The sequence below is a fragment of the Nocardioides piscis genome, assembly GCF_011300215.1.
In the GTDB taxonomy this organism is placed as follows: Bacteria; Actinomycetota; Actinomycetes; order Propionibacteriales; family Nocardioidaceae; genus Nocardioides; species Nocardioides piscis.
The window spans coordinates 1,057,235-1,074,167 of the sequence record NZ_CP049866.1 but is presented as its reverse complement, the minus strand read 5'-3'; the positions used below and the strand labels follow the sequence as shown (position 1 = coordinate 1,074,167).

General features: G+C 70.5%; 16 protein-coding genes and 1 pseudogene. 9 read left to right on the top strand and 8 right to left on the bottom strand.

The window, feature by feature from the left end; genetic code table 11:
* The first annotated feature begins 29 nt into the window (after nt 1-29).
* The 7 genes from G7071_RS05300 (at nt 30) to trxA (ending at nt 8,971) form a co-directional block, all read left to right on the top strand.
* Nucleotides 30-2,369 carry a DUF6049 family protein gene (locus G7071_RS05300; RefSeq protein ID WP_166315818.1) on the top strand — a complete coding sequence of 780 codons (2,340 nt, stop codon included), beginning with the start codon at nt 30-32 and terminating at the stop codon, nt 2,367-2,369.
* Nucleotides 2,366-4,030, top strand: coding sequence for a murein biosynthesis integral membrane protein MurJ (gene murJ, locus G7071_RS05295; protein WP_166315815.1), 1,665 nt, complete (start codon nt 2,366-2,368; stop codon nt 4,028-4,030). Before G7071_RS05300 ends, murJ begins: the two co-directional genes overlap by 4 nt.
* Nucleotides 4,031-4,072: 42 nt before the next feature.
* Entirely contained in the window at nt 4,073-5,899 is a 1,827-nt protein-coding gene (locus G7071_RS05290; RefSeq protein WP_166315812.1) for a protein kinase family protein, read from the top strand.
* Complete coding sequence (gene sigM, locus G7071_RS05285; RefSeq protein ID WP_166315809.1) at nt 5,896-6,591, top strand: RNA polymerase sigma factor SigM; 696 nt, start codon at nt 5,896-5,898, stop codon at nt 6,589-6,591. The genes G7071_RS05290 and sigM overlap by 4 nt, the downstream gene beginning before the upstream one ends.
* A 122-nt stretch (nt 6,592-6,713) precedes the next feature.
* A complete protein-coding gene (locus G7071_RS05280) occupies nt 6,714-7,451 on the top strand; it encodes a hypothetical protein (protein ID WP_166315806.1) in 738 nt (245 codons plus the stop codon).
* 94 nt (nt 7,452-7,545) lie between these two features.
* Nucleotides 7,546-8,547, top strand: a complete 1,002-nt coding sequence (gene trxB, locus G7071_RS05275) for a thioredoxin-disulfide reductase (RefSeq protein WP_166315803.1) — start codon at nt 7,546-7,548, stop codon at nt 8,545-8,547.
* Between the two features lie 100 nt (nt 8,548-8,647).
* Nucleotides 8,648-8,971: a thioredoxin gene (gene trxA / locus G7071_RS05270; RefSeq protein ID WP_166315800.1), complete on the top strand. Its 324-nt coding sequence runs from the start codon at nt 8,648-8,650 to the stop codon at nt 8,969-8,971.
* Between the two features lie 11 nt (nt 8,972-8,982).
* Here trxA and G7071_RS05265 read toward each other — a convergent pair whose 3' ends face one another.
* Nucleotides 8,983-9,606, bottom strand: a complete 624-nt coding sequence (locus G7071_RS05265) for a GNAT family N-acetyltransferase (protein WP_166315797.1) — start codon at nt 9,604-9,606, stop codon at nt 8,983-8,985.
* Nucleotides 9,607-9,648: 42 nt separating this feature from the next.
* Between G7071_RS05265 and G7071_RS05260 the strand changes: the two genes are divergently transcribed.
* Nucleotides 9,649-10,863 carry a pyridoxal phosphate-dependent aminotransferase gene (locus G7071_RS05260; protein ID WP_166315794.1) on the top strand — a complete coding sequence of 405 codons (1,215 nt, stop codon included), beginning with the start codon at nt 9,649-9,651 and terminating at the stop codon, nt 10,861-10,863.
* Nucleotides 10,864-10,929: 66 nt separating this feature from the next.
* A pseudogene (locus G7071_RS19950) lies at nt 10,930-11,705 on the top strand (lysophospholipid acyltransferase family protein).
* A 111-nt stretch (nt 11,706-11,816) separates the two neighbouring features.
* Here G7071_RS19950 and G7071_RS05250 read toward each other — a convergent pair.
* The 7 genes from G7071_RS05250 to rnpA form a co-directional block, all read right to left on the bottom strand.
* Nucleotides 11,817-12,860 (bottom strand): ParB/RepB/Spo0J family partition protein, encoded by a 1,044-nt coding sequence (locus G7071_RS05250; protein ID WP_166315791.1) that lies wholly within the window; start codon nt 12,858-12,860, stop codon nt 11,817-11,819.
* Nucleotides 12,857-13,798 carry a ParA family protein gene (locus G7071_RS05245; protein WP_281351738.1) on the bottom strand — a complete coding sequence of 314 codons (942 nt, stop codon included), beginning with the start codon at nt 13,796-13,798 and terminating at the stop codon, nt 12,857-12,859. Before G7071_RS05245 ends, G7071_RS05250 begins: the two co-directional genes overlap by 4 nt.
* A 234-nt stretch (nt 13,799-14,032) precedes the next feature.
* Entirely contained in the window at nt 14,033-14,740 is a 708-nt protein-coding gene (rsmG, locus tag G7071_RS05240) for a 16S rRNA (guanine(527)-N(7))-methyltransferase RsmG (protein WP_166315785.1), read from the bottom strand.
* 34 nt (nt 14,741-14,774) lie between these two features.
* Complete coding sequence (locus G7071_RS05235) at nt 14,775-15,314, bottom strand: Jag family protein (RefSeq protein WP_166315782.1); 540 nt, start codon at nt 15,312-15,314, stop codon at nt 14,775-14,777.
* A 55-nt stretch (nt 15,315-15,369) separates the two neighbouring features.
* Nucleotides 15,370-16,329 carry a membrane protein insertase YidC gene (yidC, locus tag G7071_RS05230; RefSeq protein ID WP_166315779.1) on the bottom strand — a complete coding sequence of 320 codons (960 nt, stop codon included), beginning with the start codon at nt 16,327-16,329 and terminating at the stop codon, nt 15,370-15,372.
* The gene (yidD, locus tag G7071_RS05225; protein ID WP_166315776.1) at nt 16,330-16,581 is read right to left on the bottom strand and encodes a membrane protein insertion efficiency factor YidD; all 252 of its coding nucleotides are present in this window, start codon (nt 16,579-16,581) and stop codon (nt 16,330-16,332) included.
* Nucleotides 16,582-16,926: a ribonuclease P protein component gene (gene rnpA / locus G7071_RS05220; RefSeq protein WP_166315773.1), complete on the bottom strand. Its 345-nt coding sequence runs from the start codon at nt 16,924-16,926 to the stop codon at nt 16,582-16,584.
* Nucleotides 16,927-16,933: the final 7 nt, after the last annotated feature.

Below are 16,933 nucleotides of genomic sequence, written 5' to 3'. Positions count from 1 at the left end.
AGTGCCGGTGCCGCCGATAGAGTCGGGCCGTGCCGTGCCCGTCCCTGTCCCCGCCTGCTCGGGGACTGCGGACGGCGAAGGCGCGGCGGCGTCTCGGGCCGGTGGCGGCCCTGGCCCTGGTCGCCACCCTGCTGGCCTCGCCCGCCGCAGCGACCCAGGACCCACGCCCAAGCCCCCACGCGCCCCAGGCGGGTGGGGCCGCCGCCGCGGAGCCTCGCGGCCCTCGTCCACGCAAGCCCGCCGACGACGACCCCCTGCGGGTCCACCTGACCTCCATCAGTCCCGACACCCTCAGCGACGACGACCGCCCCCTCACGATCTCCGGCACCGTCAGCAACACCAGCTTCGAGACCTGGACCGGCATCAACCTCTATTCCTTCCGGTCAGTGGCCCCGATCGCCGACGCGACCTCCCTGGCCGCCTCCGCGGCGATCGAGCCCGACGCCTATGTCGGTGACCGCATCGTCGAGGCCGGGACCGAGGCGCGGGTCGAGGAGCTCGCGCCCGGCGAGTCGGCGGACTTCTCGCTGACCGTGCCCCGCGACCTGCTGACCATCAACGCCCCCGGCGTCTATTGGCTCGGCATCCACGCCCGGGGCGCCTCGGAGACCGTGCCCCACGACGACTTCACCGACGGCCGGGCCCGGACCTTCATCCCCTTCGTCGCCGATGCCCGACGGCGACCCGCGAAGGGAGACGCGCCGGACCCCGTCCAGGCGGCCATCGTGCTGCCGCTGCGCGAGCGCGTGTGGCTCGCCGCCGACGGCTCTGTGGCCCGGCCCGGACGCTGGCGCAAGTCCCTCATCGAGGGCGGGCGCCTCGAAGCGCTCCTCGATGCCGGTGACTCCGCGGCCGGCACACCACTGACCTGGCTGGTCGATCCCGCTGTCCTGGTGGCGATCGCGCGGCTCGGCGCGGGCAACCCGCCCCGGACCCTGGCGCCCGACCCCGACGCGCTTCCCGTCACCGGTGAGCCCACCGACCCGAGCAGCACGGCCGGAGCGACCCCCGAGGGTGCGACGACCCAGCCCGACCCGGCCGGGGTCGACCACGAGCCTGTCCCGGCGCCCGACCCGGAACAGGAGCTGACGGCCTGGCAGCAGGAGCTGGCCACAACTGCGACGGCGTGGCTCGAGCGCTTCACCGCACTCACGGCCGGCAAGACCGTGCTCGCCCTGCCCTACGGCGACCTCGACGCAGCGGCCGCGGCGGCCCACGCACCCGCCTTCTATGAGCAGGCGGTCGCCAGGAGCAGCCAGGTCATGACCTGGCTGGGCATCCAGTCCTCCCCGGCCCTGGCCCCCCGTCAGGGCGTGCTGAGCCCGGCTGCGCTGCAGGCCGCGACGCTGGACAGCACCGTGCTGGTGGCCGACACCTCCTTCGCCGTACCCCCCGACACGCAGACCTCGATGGTCCGGCTGCTCGACCACGACGTGGTCGTCACCTCCAGCGGGGCGGCGGCCGGCGGGCCAGGTCCCGGAGCACCCGACGACGCCCTGGCCCTGCGACAGCGGCTGCTCAGCGAGGCCGCGGTGCGAGGCGCAGCGGGCTCGACCGCCCCGGTGGTGATGGTGCTCCCCCACGACTGGCACCCCGTCGACCCGGCCGCACTCTTCACCGGCCTCGACAAGCGCTGGCTCACTCCGGTCACCGTTGCCGAGGTCGCACAACGCCCCGCCGCATCCCTGAGCGGCAACGACCTGGCCTACACCGAGGAGGACGAGGCGCTCGAGCTCCCGGCGACCAACTTCGAGGCCGCCGCCGAGCTGGCCGACCGTGCCGCGTTGATGGGAGGGGTCCTGACCCTGCCCAACCTGGTGCCGGCCCAGGTCGCCGACGAGATCTTGGTGATGCTCTCGTCGGGCCACCGGACCAGCCCCGACCGGGCGCTGCGCAGCACCCGCGCGGCCGAGGCGCACATCGACGAACAGCTCGCCAGCATCACCGTCGAGGCGCCCGACGCGGTGACGCTCTCGAGCGAGAACGGCAACCTCGGTGCCGACGTGGTCAACGGCCTCGACCAGCCGGTGACCGTGCGCGTCACCGCCGCCGCCTCCGACGGCGACCTGCAGGTCCAGGACCCCGAGGACCTCCAGCTCGACCCGGGCGCCCGCAAGCGCATCCGTCCCCGGATCACGGCCGACCGTCCCGGGATCCACCAGGTCCGCCTGCTCGTGACCGACACCCAGGGCCAGCCGCTCGGCGCGTCGACGAGCCTCCAGATCCGCGCCGCGCAGGTCAGTGGCCTGATCTGGTTGCTGCTCGCCGGGGGTGCGCTGCTGCTCTTCGGCACCATCGCGGTCCGGCTCGTCCGCCGCATCCGCAGCAGCCGTCAGGCGCCGGCGCCTGCCGAGGAGGCCACGCCATGAGCGACCGGTCAGTGCTCTCCTCCAGCGCCGTGATGGCCGCCGGCACCGCCTTCTCCCGGATCAGCGGCGTGCTGCGCGCCGCCCTGCTGGCCGCGGCACTCGGCACGGTGCTGCGGGCCGACATGTTCGCGGTGGCCAACACGCTGCCCAACATGATCTACATCCTGGTCGCCGGCGGCATCTTCAACGCCGTCCTCGTGCCCCAGCTGGTGCGGGCGATGAAGAACGACCCCGACGGCGGCGACGCCTATGCCCAGCGCGTCATCACCCTGGCCGCGATCTTCCTCGCGCTGGTGACGGTCGTGCTCATCATCGCCACTCCCTGGCTGCTCGGCCTCTATCTCCACGACGACTTCCAGGCGCCCGACCGGGCCGAGCACCTCCAGTCGATCACCGACCTGACCCGGCTGTGCCTGCCCCAGGTGTTCTTCTACGGGATGTTCGTGCTGGTCGGCCAGATCCTCAACTCGCGCGAGCGCTTCGGGCCGATGATGTGGGCTCCGATCGCCAACAACGCGGTCGCGGTCGCGATGCTCGTGACCTATCTCCTTGTCTACGGCCGGGCCGGGCTGGCCGACGAGCGGCAGCCGCTGGGCACCGGCCAGGAGCTGCTCCTGGGCATCGGCTCCACGCTGGGCATCGCCCTGCAGCTGGTGATCCTGCTGCCCTACCTGCGAGCGGTCGGCTTCCGGTTCCGCCCGCGGTTCGACTTCCGCGACGCGGGACTCGCCAGGACACTGTCGCTGGGCGTGTGGACGCTGCTCTTCGTCCTGGTCAACCAGCTCGCCTACTTCGTCGTGGTCAAGCTGGCCTCCGGAGGGACCGTGCGCGACACCGACGACGGCACCGGCCTGATGGTCTATTCGAGCTCGTTCCTGATCGTGATGGTGCCCCACTCGATCGTCACCGTGTCCCTGGCGACCGCGATCCTGCCGCGCCTGTCGGCCTTCGCGGCCGACCATCGCCACCGCGACCTCGGTCGCACCATCGCCTCCACCCTGCGTACGTCGCTGGCGATCGTGCTCCCGTTCGCGGCCCTGATGCCCGTCGTCTCCGCCGACGCCGCCAACGCCCTGCTCGGCTGGGACCTCAGGCCCGACACCGGGGAGCGCTTCGCGCCGACCCTGTCGCTCTTCGCCGTCGGACTGGTCTTCTTCACCGTCCACTACCTGATGCTGCGTGCCTTCTATGCCCTCGAGCAGACCCGTCGGGTCTTCTTCATCCAGTGCGTGATCGGCGCGGCCAACATCGTCGGCGCGCTCGTGCTGGTCCGGCTCGCCGACGAGCGGCAGACTGCTCCTGCCCTGGCCATGGCCTACCTCGTCGCCTACGTCATCGGCTCGGCGATCAGCTATGCGGTCCTGCGCCGGACCCTCGGCGGGCTGCAGACGCCCGCGCTGCTCAGGTTCGTCCTGCGGATGCTGATCGTGGTGGCGGTGGCGGCCCTCGTCGCCTGGCTCGTGCGGCTGGGCGTCACCGCGCTGGTCGGCGACGCCGCGGACGACCCCCACCCGCTGCTGTCGCTGGTCCGCGGCGGACTGGCCGGGTCGATCGGCCTGCTCGTGGTCCTGGTGCTCTCCCGGGCACTCCGGGTCCGCGAGGTCACCGAGCTGGTCGACGCGGTGTCGGCCCGCCTCCGGCCGCAGCGAGTCCTACGATGAAACCGACCAACGCCAGGCCGAGTCCGGAGAGTGGGGTGCCCGGTGCCTGAGTCCCTTCGCGCCGGTGACGTGCTCGCCGGTCGCTACCGCCTGGACGAGCTGTTGAGCGAGAGTGGCTCGGGACGGTTCTGGCGGGCCCAGGACCTCGTGCTGCAGAGGTGCGTCGCCGTACACCTGATCGCGCGCAGCGACGACCGGGCCGAGTCGCTGATGACCGCCGCGCGGATCACCGCCCCCCACCACGACCGCCGGTTGCTGCGCGTGCTGGACGCCGACCAGGGCGACGAGGTCTGCTACATCGTCAACGAGTGGGGTCAGGGGACCTCGCTCGACATCATGCTGGCCAACAACGGGCCCCTGGACCCGCGCCGTGCCGCGTGGGTCGCCGCCGAGGTGGCCGACAGCCTCGCGAGGGCCCACGATGCCGGCCTGACGCACGGGCGGCTCGTCCCCGAGAACGTGCTCGTCGACCTCAACGGCCAGGTCCGGATCATCGGCTTCGGTGTCGAGGCCGCCCTCCACGGACTGCCGGCCGGTCGCCGTTCGGCCGACCTGATCGACACCGTGGCGGTCCTCTATGCCGGACTGACCGGCAAGTGGGCCGGGATGTCGACGTCGGCGGTGCCCGCGGCCCCCACCGTGCAGGGACAGGTGCTGCGACCACGGCAGGTCCGCGCAGGGATCCCCCGACCGCTCGACGCGCTCTGCGACGAGGTGCTCAACACCTCCCCGGGGGCGGTGCCCGGTCCGCGCGCGACGCACGACCTCTCCGACCTCCACGGGGTGGTCGACGCCCTCCGGACCTTCGTCGGCGACTCCAGCGGTCTCGCCGGCGCCGAGGCATGGCGCAGCCTGCACAGCAGCCAGGCGCTCGGCGCGCCAGCACCGGACGCCGAGGCGACCCAGGTCGTGCCCGAGATCGCTGCCTCCTCGGAGCCCTCCTCCTCCGAGCCACCGCCCGCTGCGCCTGTCATGCAGGACACCCCCACCCAGGCCGGGATGCCGGTCTTCGACGACGACGGGGTGGGCTGGATCCCGACACGCACCCAGGCTCCTCCGCCCCCGCCACCCTTCGAGGCGGAGCAGGCCAAGCCACTGTTCGCCCCGACCCCACCCGACGGCACGCCCGTACGCCGCCCGCGGCCCGGCAGCGCCACACCACCCGCCGCCGGCTACTGGCCGTGGGAGTCGACCGGCACCAGCACCGGCACCAGTGACAGCTTCGACAGCGGGGTGTGGCCGGCGCAGGAGACAGCCGACGCCGACGACGAGGTGCCGGGGCGCCACTGGTTCCAGCTGGCGATGTTCATCGGCCTCGGCGTGCTGATCCTGGTGGCGGCCGCGGCCGCGTTCCACCTCGGCTCCGGTGGTGGCGAGGACGGGCCGGAGCCCCCGGCGAGCACTCCGACCACGCCTGCGCCCACCGCGTTCGTCGACCTGAGGGCGACCGACTTCGACCCCCAGGGTGGGGAGCCGCGCGAGGAGAACCCCGAGCTGGTCCCCCTGGTGCTCGACGGCGATCCCGAGACGTCGTGGACCACGTCGACGTACAAGCAGAACTTCGGGCGCCCCACCGGGCTCAAGGACGGCGTCGGGCTCGTGGTCGACGTCGGTCGTCCGGTCGACGTCCGCGAGGTCGAGGTCGCGACCCTCGGCGGTCCCACGAGCGTGTCGATCTTCGTCACCAGCAAGCCACCGACCGGAGTCGAGGGGCTCACCCCGGTCGGCACCGCGGCCGGCAACGGTGGCCTCACCGTCACCCTCGACGAGGCGGTGCCGGGGAGATATGTCACGGTGTGGCTGACCTCGATCCCGCCGGTGCTCGATGAATACCGCGGCGAGGTGGCCGAGGTGAGTGTCAAGGGATGACCAGCCAGCCGAGCGACGCGCAACCACCCGGCGGGCGCAGCGACGCCGAGCTGTTGGCGCTCCACGTCGCCGGCGACCCGGACGCCTTCGGCGAGCTGTTCGCCCGTCACCGCGACCGCCTGTGGGCCGTGGCGCTGCGGACCATGGGCAACCCCGACGACGCCGCCGACGGCCTGCAGGAGGGGATGATCGCGGCGTTCCGACGAGCGGGTTCGTTCCGCGGCGAGGCCGCCGTGACGACCTGGCTGCACCGCGTCGTCGTCAACGCCTGCCTCGACCGGCTGCGGGCGATGAAGGTCCGCCGGGCCGAGGCGCTGCCGGACGACCTCGAGGAGCGTGCGGACCGCGGGTCCCTGCTCAGCTCGACCGCGGCGGAGCTCGACCCCGCGGAGGTCACCGTCGCCGATGAACGTCGACGGATGGTGATCGAGGCGCTGCGGACCCTGACCCCCGACCAGCGGGCGGCGCTCGTGCTGGTCGACATGGAGGGCTTCTCGGTGGCCGAGGCCGCTGTGATGCTCGACGTGGCCGAGGGGACGGTCAAGTCCCGGTGCTCGCGGGGGCGCGCCCGGCTGGCGCCGCTCCTCGGCGTCCTCGCGCCGACGCCGCTGCCTGCCACCGACGACGCGGGGAACCCCTCCGGGACGGCCGACGTCCGATCATCGGGCTCACCCCGGGGCCCGCCGGTCTGACTCAGTGGCCGTCTCATCCGCTTCGGGGCCGTGCAACGGCCACCAACCGACGACGTCCCCGCCTGAGCGGCGACCCCGACAGCACCGATGACCCCAGACCCCCGCCGAGAGGAGGTATGCCGATGTCCGACCCCGACGCCCCGTTGAGCCCCGCCCAGGACGAGGCCGTGCGCGCCCACCTCGCCGCGGCCAGGCACACCGACCCCGCGCCGCCCGACGTCGTCGCGCGCCTCGAGGCGACTCTTGGCTCCCTGCAGGCCGAGCGGTCGGCGGGCGGTGCCGAGAGCCCGGCACCCGTCGTCACCCTGGCGTCGCGACGTCGCCGGCGGGCCGCCACCGCTCTGCTGGGCGCTGCTGCTGCCGTCGTCCTCGCCGTCGGCGTCGGCCAGGTGCTGCCCGGCGGGCCCGACTCCGGCTCCGACTCCGAGTCCGCGTCCGACAGCGCCGCCGGCGGGTCCACCTCGTCCCTCGAGGACGAGTCCGCGGCCGATTCGTCGGGGCCGGGCGAGGACGACGATGCCTACTCCTCCGACGCAACGCCCGAGGCCCAGCGCAAGAGCACCAAGCGAGGCACCGATGCCGGAGCTGCCGCCGCCGAGCAGATGCCCGCGTTGACGAGTGACTCGGCCCTGCGACCACAGGTGGTCGACCTGTGGCGCAGTCACCTGCTCTCGTCCTCCCTCCCGCCCCCGAGCTGCCCGGTGGCGGGGGCCGGCAAGGCGGACCAGCGCGACGTCCTCTACGACGACGAGCCCGCCACGGTCGTGTTCCCCCGCCCGAGGGACGGCTTCCAGCGCGTGGAGGTCTATCTCTGTGGCGCGGACGATCCTGTGCGCTCGGCGCGACTTCCGCTTCGCTGATCCACCGGCCGTGGACGGTCGTGGAACATCCCGCGCCTACCATCGGTTGCAGTCGACATACGCCCGTCCCCAGCCAGCAGGAGCCTGAGTCCGCATGTCTGAAGTCCGCAACGTCATCATCATCGGTTCCGGCCCCTCGGGCTACACCGCCGCGGTCTATGCCGCGCGTGCCTCGCTGTCGCCGCTCGTCTTCGAGGGGTCGGTGACCGCGGGTGGTGCGCTGATGAACACGACCGAGGTGGAGAACTTCCCCGGCTTCCGCGACGGGATCATGGGCCCGGCGCTGATGGACGAGATGCGCGCCCAGGCCGAGCGGTTCGGCGCCGAGCTGGTGGCCGACGACGTCGTGTCGGTCGACCTCACCGGCGACATCAAGATCGTGCGTACGGCGGATGCTGAGTTCCGCGCCCGCTCGGTGGTCCTGGCGACGGGGTCGGGCTATCGCAAGCTCGGGCTGCCTCGTGAGGACGAGCTCTCGGGTCGCGGCGTCTCCTGGTGCGCGACCTGCGACGGCTTCTTCTTCCGCGAGCAGGCCATCGCGGTCATCGGCGGTGGTGACTCGGCCGTCGAGGAGGCCACCTTCTTGACCCGCTTCGGCTCCAAGGTCTACCTCATCCACCGTCGCGACGAGCTCCGCGCCTCGAAGATCATGCAGGAGCGGGCGTTCGCCGACCCCAAGCTCGAGATGGTGTGGAACACCGAGATCGCCTCGATCAACGGTGAGGACCGCCTCGAGTCGCTCACGCTCCGCGACACCGTCACCGGCCAGCAGCGCCAGCTCGACGTCACCGGCCTGTTCATCGCCATCGGCCACGACCCGCGCTCGGAGCTGCTCACCGGCCAGGTCGACCTCGACGACGACGGCTACGTCCTCGTCGACCACCCCTCGACCGCCACCAACCTGCCCGGTGTCTTCGCGGCCGGCGACCTCGTCGACCACCACTACCGCCAGGCCATCACGGCCGCCGGCACCGGCTGCGCGGCCGCCCTCGATGCCGAGCGCTACGTCGCCGCCCTCGACCACGCCGCTGCCGTCGACGCCTCTCCTGCCGAGACCCGACACATCGTCGACGAGGTCGTGCAGGCCACCAGCTGAGCGGGTCTGGGCCCCTCCTGGCCGACGCGGCCGGGAACACATGCCGCCAGGCTGGTGTTGACTAGGCACAGCCGTCACTGACTACCGAAAGGGCAATTCCGTGGGCAACATCGCCGCCGTGACAGACGCCGAGTTCGAGGCGCAGGTCCTCAAGTCCGACAAGCCGGTCCTGGTCGACTTCTGGGCCGAGTGGTGCGGACCGTGCCGCCAGGTCGCTCCGATCCTCGACGAGATCAACGCCGAGCACGGCGAGAAGATCACGTTCTTGAAGATGAACGTCGACGAGAACCCGGTCACGCCCTCGTCATACCGCGTCTCGGGCATCCCGACGATCAACGTCTACCAGGGCGGTGAGGTGGTCAAGACCATCGTCGGTGCCAAGCCGAAGGCCGCGATCCTCAAGGAGCTCGCGGACTTCATCTGAGGGGATTCCCTTCACGCCCGTGGTTGTGGGGCGCGGCTCGGCGCAGGCCGGACCGCGCCCCACAGCTTTTCCAGCGCCGCCTCGACCTCCGACTTCCACGTCGCCGTCGTGCGGAGGTCCATCCGCATCCGCGGCGTCGTCGCGTGCGCGCGTTGGGTCTTGAACCCCACCCGGCCCAGGAACTCGGCCGGCAGCAGGCAGCCGACGGCCCGTCCGCGAGTGTCCCCGAACGCCTCCACGGCAGGGTGACCCCTGGTGACCAGGTCGCGTGCCATCCCCTGGACGAGCAGCCGACCGATCCCCTGGCCACGGCTCGCCGGGTCCACCCGGACGGTCATGAGCACGATCGCGTCCGGTGACGGCGGCGACGTCGCCAACCCCAGGGCGCCGGGGACGAAGGGGCTCGGCGCATAGAGGGCGTGGCCCACGACCCGTCCCTCCACGAGCGCCACGCGTCCGCAGGAGCCCCACTCACGCATCACCCACGACAGCCAGGCTTCCTGCGCCTGCGGCTCCTCGCCGGCCCGCACGGCCGCCCGCGCCACCGGATCCGTCGACCAGAACAAGCAAGAACGGCACGTCTCGTCCACCTGCGCGAGGTGGTCGAGCGTCAGCGGCGCGGTCCGCCTGGACATAACCCCATGCTAGTTCGCCCGCGGGCCTGAGAGGATCAACTCGTGCGCCCGATTCGACAGAGCAAGAAGCTGCAAAACGTCCGCTACGACGTCCGGGGGCCGATCCTGGTCGAGGCCCAGCGGTTGGAGGCTGAGGGCCACCGGATCCTCAAGCTCAACATCGGCAACACCGCCCCCTTCGGCTTCGAGGCGCCCGAGGCGATCCTCGCCGACGTGATCCACCACCTGCCCATGTCGACGGGCTACAGCGACTCGCGAGGGATCTACTCCGCCCGCACGGCGGTGATGAACTACTACCAGTCCCACGGGCTGCGCGACGTCAGCGTGGAGGACGTCTTCATCGGCAACGGGGTCTCGGAGCTGATCTCCCTGGTCCTCCAGGCCTTCCTCGACGACGGCAACGAGATCCTGGTCCCGGCGCCCGACTATCCGCTCTGGACCGGCGCGATCACCCTCTCCGGTGGTACGGCGGTGCACTACCGCTGCGACGAGGCGAACGGCTGGAACCCCGACCTGGCCGACATCGAGGCCAAGATCACCGAGAACACCCATGGTCTGGTGATCATCAATCCCAACAACCCGACCGGGGCGGTCTACAGCCCCGAGATCGTCAAGGGCCTGGTCGACATCGCGAGGCGACACCAGCTGGTCGTCTTCGCCGACGAGATCTACGAGAAGATCATCTTCGAGGACGCCGAGCACCACCACGCGGCGACCTTCGCCGGCAACGACGTGCTGTGCCTGACGTTCAGCGGCCTGTCCAAGGCCTACCGCGTCTGTGGCTACCGCGCCGGCTGGCTGATGATCTCCGGGCCCAAGGAGCTCGCCACCGACTTCCTCGAGGGACTGACCCTGGTCGCCAACATGAGAATGTGCGCCAACGTGCCCGCACAGCACGCCATCCAGACTGCGCTGGGTGGCTATCAGTCGGTCGAGGAGTTCATCGGCCCCGGTGGGCGGTTCTACGAGCAGTCGATGCTCGCCGACCGCCTGCTCAACGAGATCCCGGGCGTCTCCAACGTGACCCCGAAGGGTGCGCTCTACTGCTTCCCCCGCCTGGACCCGGCTGTCTATCCCATCGAGGACGACCAGGAGTTCGTGATCGAGCTCCTGCGGTCCAAGAAGATCCTGGTGACCCACGGGACGGGCTTCAACTGGTTCGAGCCCGACCACTTCCGCCTGGTCACGCTGCCCGAGGCAGCGGTGCTCGAGGAGGCGATCGGCCGGATCGGCGACTTCCTCGCGATGCGGCGCTGAGCGCGGGCCAGCCGATGACGGGCGTCACCCTCGCCGCTCGGCCGACTGCCCCCTAGGCTCACGCCCATGCGAGACCTCACCTATCCCCCGGTCATCCTCACCGCCAAGACCGCCTTCCGGCTGCTCGGTCAGCGGTTCCGGATGGTCGGGACCGAGCACGTGCCCCGCACCGGTGGTGTGCTGCTGGCGTTCAACCACATCGGCTACGTCGACTTCGTGTACGGCGGCCTTGCAGCCAACCCGTCGGGGCGGCTGGTCCGCTTCATGGCCAAGCGGGAGATCTTCGACAACCGGTTCGCCGGTCCACTCATGCGCTCTCTCCACCACATCGAGGTCGACCGCTCGGCCGGAGACCGGTCCCTGGCGGTCGCACTCGACCACCTCAAGGCGGGTGAGGCGGTGGGCATCTTCCCGAAGCCACCATCTCGCGGGCGATGGAGCTGAAGGAGTTCAAGACCGGCGCCGTGCGGATCGCCGCCGAGGCGGGTGTCCCCCTCGTCCCGGTCATCCTGTGGGGCACGCAACGGATGATGACCAAGGACCACCCGCGCGACTTCTCCCGGGGCAAGACCATCTCGATCACGGTCGGCGAGCCGATGCATCCCACGGGCAAGGACCCGGTCGCGGAGACCCAGGAGCTGAAGCGCCGGATGGGCATCATGCTCGACGAGACGATCGCCGCCTACCCTGCGGCGGAGCAGCCACCGGGCTCCTGGTGGGTGCCCGCCCGTCTGGGCGGCAGCGCCCCGACGCTCGCCGAGGCCGCCGAGATGGACGCCGCGGAGAAGCGAGAGAGGGCACGTCGCAAGGCCGAGCGCGCCGCCAAGGCCACCGAGAGCTAGCTACTGATCGACTTGTCGCCAAGTTGCTTTGGCGCTTAGTCGGTTTGTCGACAATTGCCTGCATCTGTCGGATCCTTTGGACCTCACACCCGTGATGGTCGGCGGACCGACTCAGATGGGGCGGTCGGTGCGGTTGCGCGGATCCATCACTTCCACGATGCGGCGCAGGTCGTCGAGCGAGGCGAACTCGACGGTGATCTTGCCCTTGGACTTGCCGAGGTCGACCTTGACTCGGGTCTCGAACCGGTCAGAGAGCCGCTCGGCCAGGTCGGCGAGTCCGGGCGCCGTGGGTCGGTTCCGCTTGGCCCGCGTCGCGCTCGTCTGACCGGGCCCGAGCGAGACGATCTCCTCCAGCCCGCGGACGCTGATGCCCTCGGCCGTCACCCGGGCGGCGAGCCGGTCCTGCAGGTCCGGGTCGTCGATGGTGAGCAGGGCCCGGGCGTGGCCGGCGGAGAGGACTCCCGCAGCGACGCGGCGCTGGACGGCCGGCGAGAGCTTCAGCAGCCGCAGCGTGTTGCTGATCTGGGGGCGCGAGCGACCGATCCGCTGGGCCAGCTCGTCGTGGGTGCAACCGAAGTCCTCGAGCAGCTGGCCATACGCGGCCGCCTCCTCGAGGGGGTTGAGCTGTGAGCGGTGCAGGTTCTCCAACAGTGCGTCGCGCAGCATGTCGGTGTCGTCGGTCTGCCGCACGATGGCCGGGATCCGCTCGAGGCCGGCCTGCTGGGAGGCGCGCCACCGGCGCTCACCCATGATCAGCTCATAGGCCTCGTCCCCGGTCCGGCGCACGACGATCGGCTGGAGCAGCCCCACCTCGGTGATCGAGTGGACCAGCTCGGCCATCGCCTCCTCTTCGAAGACCTGCCGCGGCTGGCGCTCGTTGGGCCGCACCTGGGCGATCGGGAGCTCGTCGAAGTAGGCACCAGCCACCGCGCCCAGCCGACCGTCGTCCGCATGGGGAGCGCCGACGGGCGTTCCATTCGGCGAGGCGACCCCGCCCGACGCAGCAACGGAGTCTGCCTGGGGGCGAGCTCCGTCACTCGAGGGGTTCGCGGCGCCGTACTCCGGCTGGGGTGCGGACGAGTCGGGCGCGGTCGGGATCAGGGACCCGAGACCGCGCCCGAGACCTCGGCGGGGTGGCTTGGGGTTGGCGTTCATCGGGGGGCTCCCTTGAGTGCGATCTCCCGGGCAGCCTCGAGATAGCTGAGTGCGCCGGCCGACGCTGGATCGTAGGTCATCACGGTCTGGCCGTAGGACGGCGCCTCGGAGACGCGGACCGAGCGGGGCACCGCAGTCTTCAGGACCTCGTCCCCGAAGTGGGTGCGAACCTCGGAGGCGACGTTCGCGGCCAATCGGGTGCGAGCGTCATACATCGTCAGCAGGATGGTGCTCACCACCAGGCTCTGGTTGAGATGCTTGCGCACCATCTCCACGGTCTCGAGCAGCTGTCCGAGGCCTTCGAGGGCGTAGTACTCCGCCTGGATGGGGATGAACATCTCTCGACCTGCCACCAGCGCGTTCAGCGTGAGCAGTCCCAAGGACGGAGGACAGTCGATGAAGACGTAGTCGAAGCGGTCCTCGCCCGCGTCTGCGGCGGAGCCGATCCGGGGGTCGGCGACGAGGGCTCGCTGCAGCCGGCTCTCGCGAGCCACCAGGCTCACGAGCTCGATCTCTGCGCCGGCCAGGTCGATCGTGGCCGGAACGACCCACAGTCCCGGCAGCTCCTCGCACTCGGTCATCACGTCGGCCAAGGCGTCACCCTCGACCAACATGTCGTACGTCGACGGCACACCGCGGTGGTGATCGACGCTCAACGCGGTGGAGGCGTTTCCCTGGGGGTCCAGGTCGATGACCAGCACCCGTTGACCCAGCTGGGCAAGGGCGGCCGCGACATTGACCGTCGAGGTGGTCTTGCCAACGCCCCCTTTCTGGTTCGCCACCACCAGCACCCGGGTCGCGGCCGGGCGCGGGACTTCGCGGCCCTTGACCAAACCGCCGGTCCGCGCCAGCACCGAGTGCTGCGCGGCGCGCGCCAGCGGGGTCGAGGCATCGTCGAACTCAGCCGATCCGTCCGCGATCTGGGCCGCCGTACGCACCTGGAAAGGCGCCGTTTCACGTGAAACGTCACCGGCTGGAGAGGTTTCACGTGAAACGGCCGACACGACACGCCCGTCCCCATCCTGTGGATGGAACGGGTCAACCTGTGGAGAACCACGCTCAGCGAGCGCGCCGCGGTCGGTGGAAAACTCAGTTCCAGCGTCACCACCCGGCGGGTCGGCAGGGGGAGGCATGAAATCCTCGGTCACAACCAGGCCTTTCAGTCTGCGGCGTCAGCGACGGCGTCGTCGCGACGATCGTGCAGGGGGTGTGGCGGGCAAACCTACCCGCGTCGGGTCGGCCCAAGCCACCCGGAGAGCGTAGGTGTTGTGGACAGAGTCTTCGGCCCCGAGCGACACGACTTCGGGTTCTGCGCAGCCCAGGGAACGCAACGTGCTCCGAGCCTGCGCCACCTCGTCAGCCACCGCCGAGCCCTTCATGGCGAGCATCGAGCCCTGAGGAGCGACCAACGGCATCGACCACCGCAGCAGGCGCTCCAGTGGGGCGACCGCCCTGGACGTCACGACGTCGAACGCGTGCAGCGTCTTGATCTCCTCGGCCCGCCCCCGTACGACCGTGACGTTGGACAGGTCGAGGTCCGCCACCACCTCGTCGAGGAAGGTCGCGCGCCGCAGGAGCGGTTCCACCAGAGTGATCCGGAGGTCGGGTCGAGCGATCCCGAGCACGACGCCGGGCAGCCCGGCCCCAGACCCGATGTCGCAGACCGTCGCGTCCCTGTCGATGACGTCCGCCAGGGCGGCACAGTTCAACAGGTGTCGGTCCCACAGCCGCGGGGCCTCACGGGGCCCGATCAGCCCGCGCAGCACTCCCGCGGTCGCCAGCCATTCCGCGTACCGCTCCGCCAGCTCGAGCCGCTCCGAACCAAACACCCCCCGCGCCGCGGACGGCGTGGGGGGAGTCGGCTGTTCCGGCGTGCTCATGGACACCGTTTCACGTGAAACATGGCCGGTTCGCTCAGTTCGGCACGATCACGACGAACCGACGAGGCTCGGCGCCCTCGGACTCCGACGTCAGCCCGGCGGCGGCCACCGCGTCGTGCACGACCTTGCGCTCGAACGAGGACATCGGCTCCAGCGAGACGGGCTCGCCCGACGTCTGGACCTGAGCGATCTTCTCCGTGGCCAGGGCCACCAGCCGCTCACGCTGCTCGGCGCGATAGCCCGAGATGTCGAGCATCAGGCGCGACCGCTCACCGGTCTCGCGATAGACGGCCAGCCGGGTGAGCTCCTGCAAGGCGTCCAGCACCTCACCCTTGGCCCCGACGAGCTGGGACAGGTCGGCGCCGACGATCGACACCGCAGCGCGGTCACCCTCGACATCCATGTCGAGGTCACCGTCGAGGTCAGCGATGTCGAGCAGCTCCTCGAGGTAGTCGGCCGCGATGTCGCCCTCGTTCTCCAGGCGCTCGACCTTGGACGGGCGGCTCTCCTGGTTGTCGCTGGGGGCATCGACGGTCTCGGTCGTCGGTTCGGGAGTCTCGGTGGATTCAGTCATGTGGATCTCCTGCCATCTACGCGATCGCGGCAGAGCCGCGCGGAATGTGGGTGAGCTACTTGCGCTTCTTGTTGCGCTGGCGCTGGGCCTTGGTCTGCCGCTTGGGCTGGACACGAGCCGGCGTCGGCTCCGGATCAGCAACGACCTCAGCGGCCGGCTCGGGCGTCACGGCATGACCCTTGCGGGCGGCCTTCGCCTGGTCCCGCTCCTCCTTGGCCTTGAAGGCGGGCGTGCCGGGAGCGGGGTTGTTGCGGATGACGTAGAACTGCTGGCCCATCGTCCACAGGTTGGAGGTCGTCCAGTAGAAGAGGACACCGACCGGGAAGGCGATACCACCGACCGCGAAGACGAGGGGGAGGACGTAGAGCAGCATCTTCTGCTGCTGGGCGTAGGGGCCGGTGAGAGCGTCGGCCGGCATGTTCTTGCTCATCAGCTGACGCTGGGTGAGGAAGGTGGTGACGGTCATCGCCAGCACCAGGACGGCCGCTAGCACCCGCACGCTCAGGTCGTCGGTCTTGAGGAAGGTGTCGGAGATCTTGGCGCTCAGGAAGATGGCGTCGCCGAACTGCGTGTTGAGCTTCTCTGTCATCAACCCCCGCTCGACCTTGGGGTCCTTCGCCGCCTGGTCGATCAGCCGGAAGAGGGCGAAGAAGATCGGCATCTGCAACAGGATCGGCAGGCAGGACGCGAACGGGTTGGTGCCCGTGTCCTTGTAGAGCTTCATCGTCTCCTGGGCGAGACGCTCCCGGTCATGGCCGTACTTCTTCTGCAGCTCCTTGACCTTGGGCTGGATCAGCTGCATGTTGCGGCTCGACTTGATCTGCTTGACGAACAGCGGGATCAGGGCGGCGCGGATGACCAGCGTCAGCCCGATGATCGACAGCACCCAGGCAAGGCCCGAGGCGGGGCCGAAGACCTCCCCGAAGACGTTGTGGAAGCCGATCAGGACCGCCGAGATGGCGTAGTAGAGCGGCGTCATGATGAAGCCGCCGATGGCGCCGAAGAAGTCGAGCACTCAAGCTCCCTGGGTCGGGGTCGGGCCCGCACTCACGGTGCGGGGTGGAACAGGGTCATAGCCGCCGGCCGCCCACGGGTGGCAGCGAGCGAGGCGGCGAACGGCGAGCCAGCTGCCGCGCAGGGAGCCATGCTCGGTGACTGCGGTCAGGGCGTAGGCCGAGCAGGACGGGTGATAGCGGCACACCTGGCCGTACAACGGGCTGATGAGCGCGCGATAGGCCTTGAGCAACCCGATCAGCAGCCACTTCACCTACGTCACCTTGCTCAGGCAGCGTCGCAGGTCGGATGCCAGGGCGTCGTACGGCGCCGAGCCCGCCGCCGGCAGCGCCCGGACCACCAGCACGGCAGAACCCGGCAGCCCTACCAGCATCGGCAGGTGCTCCCGGGTCAGGTGTCGGAGTCGACGCTTCACGCGGTTGCGGACCACGGCATTGCCCACGGCCTTGCTCACCACGAAGCCGACCCGTGCGGGACCTTCCCCGGACGGGCGGGCAGCGAGATGGACCACGAGCGTCGGCGAACCGCAGCGTCGACCCGATCGAACGGTGAAGCGGAAGCTGTCACTGTCGAGGAGTCGGTGCGCAGCGGGCAGCACGACGCGG

Coding starts and splice junctions, on each gene's coding strand:
- murJ (WP_166315815.1), top strand. CDS start 2,366: ATGAGCGACCGGTCAGTGCTCTCCTCCAGCGCCGTGATGGCCGCCGGC.
- sigM (WP_166315809.1), top strand. CDS start 5,896: ATGACCAGCCAGCCGAGCGACGCGCAACCACCCGGCGGGCGCAGCGAC.
- G7071_RS05280 (WP_166315806.1), top strand. CDS start 6,714: ATGTCCGACCCCGACGCCCCGTTGAGCCCCGCCCAGGACGAGGCCGTG.
- trxB (WP_166315803.1), top strand. CDS start 7,546: ATGTCTGAAGTCCGCAACGTCATCATCATCGGTTCCGGCCCCTCGGGC.
- G7071_RS05265 (WP_166315797.1), bottom strand. CDS start 9,606: ATGTCCAGGCGGACCGCGCCGCTGACGCTCGACCACCTCGCGCAGGTG.
- G7071_RS05250 (WP_166315791.1), bottom strand. CDS start 12,860: ATGAACGCCAACCCCAAGCCACCCCGCCGAGGTCTCGGGCGCGGTCTC.
- rsmG (WP_166315785.1), bottom strand. CDS start 14,740: ATGAGCACGCCGGAACAGCCGACTCCCCCCACGCCGTCCGCGGCGCGG.
- G7071_RS05235 (WP_166315782.1), bottom strand. CDS start 15,314: ATGACTGAATCCACCGAGACTCCCGAACCGACGACCGAGACCGTCGAT.